The sequence below is a fragment of the Kitasatospora sp. NPDC127035 genome (assembly GCF_042726075.1).
GTDB lineage: Bacteria > Actinomycetota > Actinomycetes > Streptomycetales > Streptomycetaceae > Kitasatospora.
In genome coordinates this window covers 115,965-128,562 of the sequence record NZ_JBHXDN010000018.1, presented here as the reverse complement: position 1 = coordinate 128,562, position 12,598 = coordinate 115,965, and the positions used below count along the sequence as shown (strand labels likewise).

Below are 12,598 nucleotides of genomic sequence, written 5' to 3'. Positions count from 1 at the left end.
TGCCGTTAGGGGTGACGGAACGTCAGTTACGGGTCTTGGCAAGTCAGTTGCAGGTGACGCCGCTGTTCCTGAAGGTGGCGGCGTCGACCATGGTGGTGGGGGCGAACGCCTCGGCAGGCATCTCCTTGCCGCTCTTCAGCCTGTCGTACAGGGTCTGGACGGCCAGTGCCCCGACGTCCTTGCCGTTGATGAACAGGGCGGCCCGCATGCCCGACGGCTTGCCGGAGCCCCAGTTCTTGCAGGCGAGGTAGGCACCCAGGCCCACGCCGATCACGTGGTCGGCCTTGAAGCCGGCGTTCTCCAGGGCGGTGACGCCGCCCTGGACGTTCTCGTCGTTGCAGCCCCAGATCACCCAGTGCTTCACGTTCGGGTTGGCGGTGACGACGGCGGCGATCCTGTCCTGGGCACCCGTGGGGGTGTTGTCGGTGGCGACGTCGATGTTCTGCACTCCGGTACCGCCGCCGTTCAGGAAGGCGGCCTTGGCGGATTTGACCCGGGAGGTGCAGACGGTGACATCCTGCTTCCAGGCGGAGATGCTCCGGGTCTCGGCCGGGTTCCACTTCGACCTGCCGAACTCCTCGGCGGCGCGCTTGCCGACCTCGCTGCCCATCTGCTCGCCGCTGAAGCCGATCCGGGGCACCATGTCCCCCGGCGCGCAGCCCGCCGGATCGGGACCGGTGGCACAGATCTGGTCGTCGGAGGTCAGCAGTGCGACCTTGGCGTCCCTGGCCGCCTGCACGACCTGGGGGCCCACCGCCGGATCCGGGACGACGACGATCAGGCCGTTGGTCTTCTGCGCGATGGCGGACCGGACTTCGCTGACGGTCTTGTTCGCGTCGTTGCCGAGGTTGACCACCTTGAGGTCCACGCCGAGCTCGGCGGCCCTGGCCTTCGCCCCGGCCGCCTCTCCGACGAAGTACTCCTGATCGCCCTGCTTCTGCAGGTAGGTCATCGAGATCTTGCCGCTCACCGGAGCGACCGGGGCACCCGCCCCGGAGGAGGACGACTTCTGACCGGTGGAACACGCGGTGCTCAGGGCGAGTGTGAGCAGGAGACAGGTGGCGGCGGGCACCGTACGGCGGTGCGGGCTCGTGGACATGAACGCTCCAGGGGTACGCGCGACTCTGCGCGGGAAGGGGCGGTGCGAGGGTGGTGCGTGACACCGGCGCGGGGCCGGCCGACATGCTGCTGACCCGGCTACCTCCACGGACAGCCGTCGGTGCGGCCGCGCGGATGCCGAAGGGTCCGATCGAGGCTTCAACCGGCAAGGTCCTGCCCCGGCGAGGGTGCCTCCACGACGCGTTGCGAGGTCCGGGGTATCCGAGAACGCGTCGGAGTACGGCGGTGCGGTTTCCGCTCCGTGTCCGATGCCTCTGCACGCCGATCCTGTGGCTGCGACATTCCAGTGTCAAGGTGTTTGCATCATTAATGCCCCTTGCCGGAGTGCCGGCCGGGCAGCGGGGCGCAGGAGGCTTTGATAACGAACCGGTGTCGGACCGGGACGGGGAAGCAACGCGGCGCTCATGTAGTGGCAACCGGCTCTCACCGAAGCAAGCACGCGCAGGAGAGCCGGCACTTCCGCTCAGTTCCTCGCCGTGGACCGCGACCTCGCAAGGTCGCCGTCGCGCCTCTGCTCCTGGATGGTTCATGTTCCAGCGTCACAGCCACAGCCGTCGGGTCGGTGCGATCCTGGCGGCCGTGCTGGCGGTGGGAGCCGCGTCCGCCGGCTCCACCGCGACCGCAGCGTCCACCGCCGTCCCCTTCAGTGACGGTTTCGAGTCCGGCAGCACCACGGTGTGGCCCCGCAAGGGCATCGACGGCGAGGGCGCGGTGGACGTCGTGGCGGCCCCCGGTGGCCACACCGGCAGGGCCGCCCGGTTCACCCTGCCCGACGACGGCAGGTCCTACCGATCCGAGATAGCCACCAGCCGCCTGCCGTACGGCAGCTACCGCTACACCTTCTCCAACTACCTGCCGCAGGAATGGATCTCCTACGAGGCCCAGACCATCGTGTCCCAATGGCACGGCGGAACGGACACCATCCCGGCGGTCGTCCTCGCGGTCAGGGCGGACCGGTGGCTCATGCTCGTCCACTGGAAGGCGGGCTCCGAGCCGGTGAACGAGGTCAGGTACGACCTCGGTCCCGTCCGGCTCGGACGCTGGAACCAGTGGGCCTTCGACATCACCTGGTCCACCGCGGCCACGCCCGGTTCCATCGCCGCCCGGCTCGACGGCGCCCAGGTGGGATCGCACCTCGGGCCCAACAGCTACCACCAGGACACCGCCCCGTATCACAAGATCGGTCTGTACCGGCCGAATTGGAAGGCATCGAAGGGGAACGTGAGCGGCGGGACGCCGCCGGTGGTCGTCTACTACGACGACGTCTCCATCACCCCGGGCCTTCCGGTCCCCGGTAGGCCGACGGCCGCACCGTCCTCCGCCGCACCGACGGCCCCCGGCGCAGCGTCCCCCACCGCACCGGCCTCCCCCGGCACGCCGTCCGCCGCGGCACCGTCCGCCACCGCGCCGGCCTCCCCCGCGTCCCCGAAGCCCGCGACGTCGCCGCCGACCGCCCGACCCTCCGCATCGGCATCGGCGCAGGAGCCGCCGTCGGCACAGCCTTCCGCCCCGGCCACCGCATCCGGACCGGCGGTGCCCGGAGCCACGCCCGGAGCCACGCCCGGGCCCGTGGAGGACATCCCGGCGGAGACGGACACGGACACGGACAACGACGGGCGCCCCCTGGCGGAGACCGGCCCCTCCGACCGGACACCGCTCGTCCTGGCCACCGGCGGGGCGCTGCTCGTCGCCGGCCTCCTCCTCGCCTACCGCCTCCGTACGAGGACCGCCGCCCGCAGGACTCACCGAAAGGTGTGAGACCTGCCCGCCGCTCGTGACGGGGCGGGGCGGGGCGGGGCGGGCCGACGGACGCGACGGGCCGGGTCGTACGGACCCGGCCCCGGTCCGCTCCGCCCCCACCCCGGGTCCGGGTGGGGCCGGGGCCGGACTCGCGACGTGCCCTCCCCCTTCCCGCACACGCCGTACCGAGCACCGCACCGACCCGAACGGAGTCCGATGTCCGACTCAACCGCCGAGCCGCGCCGTCGCGCGACCGACCCGACGGTCCTCACCCTCGCCGCGACAACGGCGGTGGGGGCCGCGCTCCTGTGCAGGATCCTCCTGCTGGACGGCGAGTCGTCGGACTACTTCTACTTCCTCGGCCCCTGGTACCGGTACATCGCGGAGAACGGCGGGTTCGCCGCCCTCAGCGACATGGAGTTCTCCGACTACAACGCCCCGTACCTCTACCTCATGGCCGCGCTCACCTACCTGCCGGTGCCGGCGCTGGCGGGCATCAAGTGGTTCTCGATCCTGTTCGACCTGGCGCTGGCGTCGTACACGTTCCGCATCGTCGCCCTGCGCCGGCCCCGGCGGCTCCGGCCCGTCCTCGGAGCGGCGGTGGTCGTCCTCCTCCTCCCCACCGTCGTCATCAACAGCGGCTGGTGGGGCCAGGCCGATGCGATCTTCACGACCTTCCTGGTCGGCGGCCTGTACCACCTGCTCCGGGACCGGCCCTGGTGGGCCGGCGCGTTCTTCGGGATCGCGCTGGCGTTCAAGCTCCAGGCGGTCTTCCTCTTCCCCCTGTTGCTGGTACTCGTCCTGGTGAAGCGGATCCCCTGGCCGAGTCTGCTGGCCGTTCCGGCGGTCTACCTGGCGCTCGACGTCCCCGCCCTCCTGCTCGGCGCCGACCCGTGGAAGCTGCTGACGGTGTACACCCGGCAGACGGGCACGTACACGCAGCTCACGCTCAACGCGCCGTCCGTCTACCAGTTCGTCTCCGTGCCGCAGACCGCGGAGGGTGCCGTACGGAGCGTCGGGGTCCTGATCGCGGGTGCGACGGTCCTGGTCCTGGTCGGGCTGGCGGTGCGGTCCGTCCGGCGGGCCGGCAGTGCGGTGGAGCGGGACGGACGACCGCTGCTCACACCCGCCACCGTCCTGCTGCTGGCCACCACCTCCGCGATCGCGGTGCCGTTCCTGCTGCCGTCCATGCACGAGCGCTACTTCTACGTCGCCGACGTGCTCAGTGTGATCGTCGCCTTCCACCGCCCCCACCGGCTCTGGTACCTCCCGATCCTGGTGCAGGCGTCGTCCCTCGGCAGCTACCTCACGTTCATCGCCCCCGCCGTGGCGCCCTACCTGTCGATGCCGGCCCACGGCATGCTGATGCTGCTCGCCCTGCTCGCCGTACTCCGGGCCACGGCCCGGGAGTTGCGCGGAGTTCCGGCACCGGCCGCCGTCCGGTCCGCCGTGCCGGGAGGCCCCCGACCGGCTGCCCCGCGCATCCCGGAGCCGCGGCAGGCGGAGTTGGCGCGGTAGCGGCCGACGGGGCGTCACTCGATGGGGACGATGCCGGGCCGGTCCACGACCTCCTCGACCACGGTCAGCGTCCGGGTGGACCGCACCCCCTGGATGCCCCGCAGCTTCTCGAAGACGAAGGCGCGCACACCGTGCCGCGGGAGACGTTCCGGGCATCGAGGCGCGGTCGCGGCCGACGTCCACACCTGGCCCGGGTCGGGTGTGACCCTCGTCACCATTGACCCCGGAAGCTGCGGCGACGCAGGATCGGCCGCACTCCCCGCACCGGCCCGGCACAGGTGCCACCTATCCGGGGAGTGATAGCGAGGATCCGATGACGACGACCGCGCCCAAGCCTCCCGGTCCGACGACGGGAACCGGCGAGAACTGGCTCGCCCGGCTTGCACTCCGCTTCACGGCCTTCACCGAGAAATGGCTGCCCGACGCACTGGGCTTCGTCCTGGTGGGGACGTTCCTGATCTTCGCCCTCGGACTGGTGTCCGGGGAGGACCTCCTCGGTGTGCCGGACAAACCCGGGGCGACGAGCGGGTACGGCCTGGTCGACGCCTGGGGGCAGGGATTCTGGTCCCTCATCACCTTCACCCTGCAGATGGCCATGATCGTGATCGCCGGCTACGCGGTGGCGGCCTCCCCGCCGGTCGGGCGCCTGATCGCGCGGATGGCGGCGCTGCCCCGGACCCCGCGCGGCGCCGTCGCGTTCACCGCCGCCGTCGCCATGCTCACCTCCTACGCGAACTGGGCGTTCAGCCTGATCTTCACCGCGATCCTCGCCAAGGAGGTCGCCCGCCGGGTCCCCGGCGTGGACTACCGCGCACTCGGCGCGATGGCCTTCCTGGGCCTCGGCACGGTGTGGGCCCAGGGACTGTCCGGGTCGGCCGCGTTGCAGGTGGCCAGCGCCACGTCGAGCCCGGCGGCCGTGCAGAAGGTCATCGCCGAGGGCCGGGGCAGCGGGCTGATCCCCCTCACCGAGACCATCTTCCTGTGGCAGGGCGTCGTGGCCACGGCGGTCATCTTCGTCATCGGTGTGGGCATGGCCTGGTTCCTGGCCCCCTCACCGGAACGCGCGAAGACCGCGGAGCAGCTCGGCATCGACCTGGGCCCCGGTCTCGACCGGCAGCGCCACGACAGCCGGCGGACCAGGCCGGGCGAGTGGATCGAGTACAGCCCGGTCTTCACGGTCCTGCTGTTCGCGCTCGGGGCCTGGTACCTCGTCCGGCGCTTCGCGAACTCCGGTGGCAGCCCGCTCAACGCGCTCGACCTGAACACCATCAACCTGATCCTCATCCTGCTGGCGCTCGTCCTGCACTGGCGGCCGGCGAACCTCGCCCGCGCCGTCAAGGACGGCACGCCCGCGGTCTCCGGCATCCTGCTCCAGTTCCCGCTGTACGGCGGCATCTTCGGGATGATCGCCTACACCGGCCTGCACAAGACCATCGCCGGCTGGCTGGTGTCGGTGTCGAACGAGTTCTTCTACCCGGCCATGATCGCGGTCTACAGCTGCGTCCTCGGGGTGTTCGTGCCCAGCGGTGGCAGCAAGTGGGTGATCGAGGCCCCCTACGTCCTGGAGGCGGCCAACCAACTCCAGGTCAACCAGGGCTGGATGGTCGTCGTGTACGACCTCGGCGAGGCCAGTGCCAACCTGCTGCAACCGTTCTGGATGCTGCCCACGCTCGCCGTCCTGGGGCTGAAGGCGCGCGACATCATGGGGTACACGTTCGCCATGTTCCTCGCCCTCTTCCCCGCCGTGCTGGTGCTGGTCACCGTCTTCGCCCGCACGCTCCCCTTCCCCTGAGCTCCTGCCGAGGCACGGGCGTACCGGTGACCGACCGGTCTGCCGACGACCCTCACGACGGCCCCGTGTTCCGCTCAAGGAGCGCGCGGGATCCGTACGGGGGGCCGTCGGCAGACCGGTCGGCTCAGACCTGCCCGTCGGTGAGGTCGGCGCGGGTGGTGCGGAGCTTGGCGAGGACGCGGGCGACGTGGTTCTCGACGGTGCGGGTGGAGAGGAACAGGGCGGCGGCGATGTCCTTGTTGGTGGCGCCGGAGGCGAGCAGGTCGCGGATCTGTTCCTCGCGGGGGGAGAGCCGGTCGCCGTAGCCGGCCCGGCCGCGCGGGTTGGAGGTCTGCCGGCCGAGTTCGCGGAGCCCTCGGTGGCAGCGGGCCGCGTCGGAGGTGGCGCCGAGGCGCTCGAAGGCGGCGATCGGGCCGGCGAGGCGGGTCTCCGTCTCACCGGGGTCGGTGCGGGTGCGGGCGGCGCGTTCGGCGGCGAGGGCGGCCCGGTAGGGGCGGCCGATGTCGCTCCACCGCGCCGCCGCGAGATCGAAGGCCGCCGTCGCGGCGTCCGGGTCGGTGGCGGCCAGCAACAGGCCGCGGCAGTGGTGCTGTTCGGCGTCGGCGCCGGGCGCGTCGCGGCCTGCGGCGGCGGTGGCGTGGCGTTCGGTCAGGTCGCGGGCCTCGTCGGCGCGGTCGAGGGCGAGGAGGGTTTCGACGGCGGTGGGGACGAGGTCCCAGGCGTAGCCCCAGGCCTCCTTGCGGTCGAGGAACGTCAGGAAGTCGAGCGGGTCGGTCAGGGACCGCCAGGCGGCCTGCGGGTCGCTGCGGGCGAGGTGGAGCCTGGCCCGCCCGGCGGCGGCGCCGAACAGGTCCAGGTGCAGTCCCCGGGTGAGCGCGGCGTCGAACACCGCGGCCGCCTGCCCGGTCAGACCCCGAGCGGCGGCGGTGAGACCCCGCACCGCCGCCAGCAACCCGCCGGACCGCAGGGGGTTGTCCGGGTGACGCTCGTGGAGGGCCGCCAGTCCGCGCTCGGCCTCGTCCCAGTGCCCGGACTGCCAGTCGAGCACCACCCGGAAGGTGTCCAGGTAGGGGTCCAGCATGGGCAGGTGGGTGCGCGGTGCCATGGCCCGCAACTCCTCGACGGCGCCTGCGGACCGTGTGTCGTGCCCGACGCAGAGCCAGGTCTCGGCGATGCTGCAGACGCTGAAGGCCGTGGCCTGGAGCACGGGCACCTCGCCGTCGCGGGGCAGCGCCGCCAGGACCTCCGGAAGGGCCGGGTCCGCCACCACGCCCCGCAGGAAGATGCCGGCGACGTCCATGATCGGCCGGGCGTTGCGGGTCTCGGCTCCGGCCAGCAGGTCGTAGCCGCGCCGGACGAGGTCCCGCTGCTCGGCGAGCGTGAAACGGTCGGTCTGCGACAGGCCCAGGTAGCTCAGGATCCGGGCCGAGGTGACCGGGGTGCTGTCGCCCACCTCCGCCAGGGCGGTCACGATCTCCTGCTCGCCCGCCAGGTCTCCGACCTGGTAGATCAGCAGCCCGCCGAGGCTCGTCCTGATCCGGCCGCGCACCTCCTCGGGCAGACCGGCCACGGTCAGGATCCTGCGCAGGATCCTGACCGTGGTGGCGGCCTCGGTGCCGACCGAGGCCGTGTACGAGAGCGCCCAGGCGGCATGGGCGAGCTCCCGCGGGGTGAGGTCGGGCTGGTCGATGATCTCGTTCAGCAGCGTGGCGGCGGTACCCGTGTCACCGACCGCGGTGGCCTGGTCGGCGGCGGCCCGGGCGCGGGGCAGCCAGGCCTTCCGGTCCCCCAGCGCACGGGTGTGGTGGGCGATCTGCACCAGCGGCGGCGGGTCCTGGGCCAGCAGCACCTCCAGGACCCGCCGATGGGTCCGGTTGCGCACCGGCCCCGGGAGGGCGGCGTAGACCGCCTCCTGGGCCAGGACGTGCGCGAATCCGTAGGTGTCCGGACCGACCTGCCGCAGCACCGCGGCGTCGAGCGCCTCCACGAGTGCCGCGTCGCCCCGCTCCTCGTCCAGCCCGGCGGCTTCGGCGAGCAGCCCGGTCCCTGCCGGGACGGACAGCACGGCCGCGGCGTCGACCAGGGCCGCCGCGTCGGGGCCCAGCCGTCCGGTCCGGTCCGCCAGCACCTCGCCGAGGCTGCGGGGCACCCGCAGGACCGCCGTGTCCGCCCCGTCCGGTGACCGTGCGAGGGTGATCAGGTCCTCCTCGATCACCAGCGGCAGACCACCGCTGCGTTCCAGCAGGGTCCGCACCAGGGCCGGTGCCGGATCGCCGCCCAGCACCTCCCGCGCCATCGTCCGCAGCTCCGCCTCACCCAGCGGACCGAGCCGGACCTCCGCCCCGCCCGTGCCCGGCGGACGCCTGAACGGCACCCCCAGCACCGGCCGCCCGCCCGGCAGCTCCTCCCCCCGGTAGGTGAGCACCAGCGCGACGTCGCCCGGCATGTCCCGGGCCAGCAACAGCAGCAGCTCCCGGGTCGCCTCGTCCGCCCAGTGCACGTCCTCCACCACGAGGACCGCCGGCGCCACCGCCTCCAGCACCGTCCGCACCGCCGAGACCACCCAGAACCGTCCGGCTCCGGACACCGAGACCTCCGGCGGCAGGTCGGGCGGCGGCTCGGGCAGCGCGCCGGCGAGGTCCGGCAGCAGCGGCGCCAGCACGCCCGCCGAGGCACCCAGCCGCCCGGCCGGCGGCAGCCACGGCCCGATGCGGCGCAGCGCGTCGATCACCGGGCCGTACGCCAGCGGCTCCCGCAACGGATGACACCCGCCCGCCAGCACCCGCAGACCCTGCGCGCGCAGCACCGCCGACGCCTCCGCGACCAGCCGCGACTTGCCGATCCCCGCCTCGCCCTCCACCAGCACCACCGCCGGACGCACCCCGGACACCGCGGAGAGCAGCGTCCGCAGCTCAGCCTCCCGGCCCGCGAACGCGACGCCGTGCACGCCGAGGAAGGCCCTGCCGTCACCGCGGTCGTCCACAACCGGCTCCCGTCCTGCCCGCGGCCTTCCCGGGCGGGAAGGATCTCGGTCTCTGCGTCCACGGTAGCCATCCCGGCGCAGGTCGGCGGAGCGGGGGGCACGGCCGCACGGGGGACGCCCGGTCCGCGGGTGTACCGGCGGCCGGGCGTCGAGGCCGGGCCCGGCCGAGGGGCCGCGCCCGGGTAGGGGTCCGGTCAGGAGGGGGTGTGCGAGTGGGAGGTGCTGGGTGTGGTGCGGCCGCCGGCAGGTGCGTCGGTGCTGGGCGGGGGGATGGCCGGGGCGGTGGTTTCCGGGGCGGTGTGGGCCGTGGGGGCGGTCTGGGAAATGTCTGCGGGGGTGTCCGGTGCGGGGTCGGGCGGGGTGTCCTCGTGCAGGGCCCTGGTCTCGGCCTTCAGGATGCGCAGGGACTTGCCGAGCCCGCGCGCGGCCTCGGGGAGCTTCTTCGAGCCGAAGAGCAGCACGATCACGGCGAGCACGACGATGAGGTGCCAGGGTTCCAGGCCGTTGCGGAGCATGGGCGTCTCTCCTTGACTGTCGATCCGGAGGGGCCGGGTGGTCGGCGCGGGACCGTGGTCGCCCCGCGGGCCCACGCCGACCGGGGTGTCAGGGGCGGGTGAGGTCGGTGATGGTGCACGTCTGCGTGTGCAGCACCGCACCGTCCCGGTTGATCCACTTGGCGGTGAGCGTGGCCGGCGTCACGGTGGTGTCGGCCGTCAGCTTGAGGAAGGTGTACGGCGCGTCCTTGCTCCACTTCACCGGGTCCGCCGGGTGCGCCGTCCACCGCGTCTTCTCCGGGAGCCCGGTTGCCGCGGAGGTGGTCACGTCGAACTGGTCACCGATGGTCCAGTCGTGGACGGGGCTGACGACGTACTCCCACATGTCGTAGCCGGCCGGCTTCGGGTCGGCCGGGGTCCCGTCGAAGTTCTTCACCGCACGGGAGACGTGGATGTCTCCGCTGAGCATGACGCAGCCGGAGATCCTCTCGGTCTTGATGAGGTCGAGGAGCTGGAGCTTCTCGTTCTTGTAGGTGTTCCAGTCGTCCTTCTCGGCGGTGATCTTGTCGTACCAGACCATCCCCGAGGCGAGGACCTTGAAGGTGGCCGTGCTCGCCTTCAGGGCGTCCTTCAGCCACTTCGACTGGACGGTCTCCATGCAGACCCCGGTGGAGGTGTTGGAGAACCACCGCGGGTCGATGAGGAACACCTCGATCGGGCCGCGCCGGAACGACGTGTAGATGCCCTCACCGGGGCCCCGGCCGGTCAGGAGGCCGGTGCCCCCGGTGACGTGGCCGAAGTTCGCGTTGGCGCGGTAGTCGACGAACGCCTCCCGGTACATGGTCTTCAGCGTCGATCGGCCGTCGGTGTCGTTTCCCGCGAAGTCGTGGTCGTCCCACGTCCCCCAGATCGGCATCGACGAGACCATTCTCGCGATCTCGGGTACGGCCAGGAAGTCCCGGTGGTGCCTGCGCACCCTGTCCAGCTCACTGGAGGCGCCGGAGAGGCCCATGTCGGCGTAGGGAGTGTCACCGAGCATGACGAAGCCCTCGCAGCCCTCCGTCATGACCTGCTTCCACAGGTGGTTCGGCACGTTGTGCGCGCAGGAGCCCACACCCAGCGAGACCTTGGCAGCCGCGCCCGCCGCTGGTGCGGTCCTGAACGAACCCTTCATCGGGACAGCCGGGGCGGCGGCCGTCGCGGACGTGATGTCGAAGGTGTACTCCGTGTTCGCCTGCAGACCCGACACGTCCATCAGGAGGGTGCTGTCGTTGGCGGTCGAGAGGGTCGCGGTGACGGTCTTCACCACGACCCCGCCGGCCTTCACCTCGCACTTCCAGGTCGGGTAGGTCCCCGGGTCCACGCCCGGCCGTGCCCAGAGCCGGGCGGTGGTCTCGCTCACGTGGCCGACGAGCGGGCCCGCCTGGAGCGACGGCGTGACCGTCAGACTGGGCGCGCTGCCGGCCTTCGCCGACTTGACGTACCCGGTCAGGGCGTTGAAGAACCTGCGGCTGTCGTCGATGGCGGCCTCGCTCTGGGTCGGCGCGCCGGCCGTGTTGTAGCACTTGTCGATGGTGAGGCTGGAGACCAGGTATCTGCCCTTGCCGTCCACGGAGGACTTGCCGTCCGCGGCGACGATCTTGTCCTTGCCCTCCAACAGGGCCGCCGGGTAGCCCGACGTCCCCGAGACGCAGGCCAGGAGCACCCGCATCTCCTTCCAGGCGCCGAGCGACTCCCAGCTGGCGGTGACGGAGCGGCCGGCGAACACCTGACCGGAGGCGTCCGCCGGCAGGACGGAGACCAGCGGGTGGGCGGTGGCCACCCGGTAGACCGTGTTGAAGTCGGCGTCGGTACGCACCGCGAACATCGCGGTCGAGTTGTAGTCCCACTTCCAGATCGGCAGGTAGGGGACACCGACGCCGGGCTCGTCGGACTTGGCGAGGTCGAGCACCACCCCGCCGGCCCTGACGAATCTCCGCAGCGAGTCGGTGTGTGCCTTCACGTAGGTGCCGTAGGGGTTGGTGTTGTTGGTGCTGTCGTTGGTGAAACTGCCGAAGGCGATCAGGTCCACGGCCTGGGCCTGGGCGTCCGGTGCCTTGGTCAGGTCGAGATCGATCACGGTGAAACCGGCGTGCTCCAACAGCGTTCGGAGCCCGACGGCGTTCGTCCACCGGTCCGCGTACTCCAGCACCGCCGCACGCAGCCCCGACGAGGGGAGCGGGGCCACCGCCGCCGCGGCGGTGCCCGTCATGGCGCTGCCGGCGGCGACCGCCGCCGCGCCGACGCCCAGCAGCTGCACCGCCCTGCGGCGGCTGATCTCGGCGCGAACGCTGTCGGACAGGGTGGGGGAAGAGGCGTCCATGACTTCTCCTGTGTGGGGGTGTCGACCGATGCCGTCGGACCACGGCCCGCAAGCGGGCGTGGTCGAACGGGGGTGGGGTGGGTGCGCGCAGCCCGGTCGGCGGGGGTGGGTTGCGCGTGACACGTGTGGACGTTGCCCGCACCCGGACGGGGGTGTCTCAGGTCAGCCGGATGCGGCTCTGCAGCAGCTTCGACGGGCCGGTGGAGAAGGGGGCCGTCATCGGCGAATCGGGGTGGGGTGGATACCTGGAACTACATCGGCAGCGCAACAGCGCTGTCAATAGTCGTGCACCGGATATCCGTTCGCGGAATCGGGTGAGGTCCATTCGCCTCGTACGGCCGGGACCTGACGGAACAAGCCCGGTTCCGGCCATACGATTTCGTTATCCGCCCCATCAGGAATTCGGGCCTTCCCGGGACTCGCGCTTTCGCCGAGCATCGGACCCGGGCTCCCGGGAGGGGCGTGTCGCGGTGCTGCCGTCGTACCTGAGGTGCGGGCCGGGGGGGGCGCCCCGGCCCCCCCCCCGCGGGCGGCCGCCGTAGGCCGGGTTGGGGGGGGGGGGGTCGCGGGGGGGCGGGTGAGGGCTTACT

The 12,598-nt window shown here is 72.1% G+C and carries 7 protein-coding genes; 3 read left to right on the top strand and 4 right to left on the bottom strand.

What is annotated here, in order from left to right; genetic code table 11:
• Nucleotides 1-43: 43 nt before the first annotated feature.
• Entirely contained in the window at nt 44-1,099 is a 1,056-nt protein-coding gene (locus ACFWIC_RS15565; protein ID WP_380518889.1) for a substrate-binding domain-containing protein, read from the bottom strand.
• 548 nt (nt 1,100-1,647) lie between these two features.
• Between ACFWIC_RS15565 and ACFWIC_RS15560 the strand changes: the two genes are divergently transcribed.
• The 3 genes from ACFWIC_RS15560 (at nt 1,648) to ACFWIC_RS15550 (ending at nt 6,169) form a co-directional block, all read left to right on the top strand.
• Nucleotides 1,648-2,877 (top strand): heparin lyase I family protein, encoded by a 1,230-nt coding sequence (locus ACFWIC_RS15560; protein WP_380518886.1) that lies wholly within the window; start codon nt 1,648-1,650, stop codon nt 2,875-2,877.
• A 198-nt stretch (nt 2,878-3,075) separates the two neighbouring features.
• Nucleotides 3,076-4,377, top strand: coding sequence for a glycosyltransferase 87 family protein (locus ACFWIC_RS15555; protein ID WP_380518883.1), 1,302 nt, complete (start codon nt 3,076-3,078; stop codon nt 4,375-4,377).
• 313 nt (nt 4,378-4,690) lie between these two features.
• Entirely contained in the window at nt 4,691-6,169 is a 1,479-nt protein-coding gene (locus ACFWIC_RS15550; RefSeq protein WP_329950736.1) for a TIGR00366 family protein, read from the top strand.
• Nucleotides 6,170-6,293: 124 nt separating this feature from the next.
• On the opposite strand, the gene ACFWIC_RS15545 is transcribed toward ACFWIC_RS15550, so the two are convergent.
• The 3 genes from ACFWIC_RS15545 to ACFWIC_RS15535 form a co-directional block, all read right to left on the bottom strand.
• Complete coding sequence (locus ACFWIC_RS15545; RefSeq protein WP_380518880.1) at nt 6,294-9,152, bottom strand: ATP-binding protein; 2,859 nt, start codon at nt 9,150-9,152, stop codon at nt 6,294-6,296.
• A 194-nt stretch (nt 9,153-9,346) separates the two neighbouring features.
• Nucleotides 9,347-9,667 carry a Sec-independent protein translocase subunit TatA gene (gene tatA / locus ACFWIC_RS15540; protein ID WP_329950734.1) on the bottom strand — a complete coding sequence of 107 codons (321 nt, stop codon included), beginning with the start codon at nt 9,665-9,667 and terminating at the stop codon, nt 9,347-9,349.
• Nucleotides 9,668-9,755: 88 nt separating this feature from the next.
• Nucleotides 9,756-12,008: an alkaline phosphatase D family protein gene (locus tag ACFWIC_RS15535; RefSeq protein ID WP_380518877.1), complete on the bottom strand. Its 2,253-nt coding sequence runs from the start codon at nt 12,006-12,008 to the stop codon at nt 9,756-9,758.
• Between the last annotated feature and the right edge of the window lie 590 nt (nt 12,009-12,598).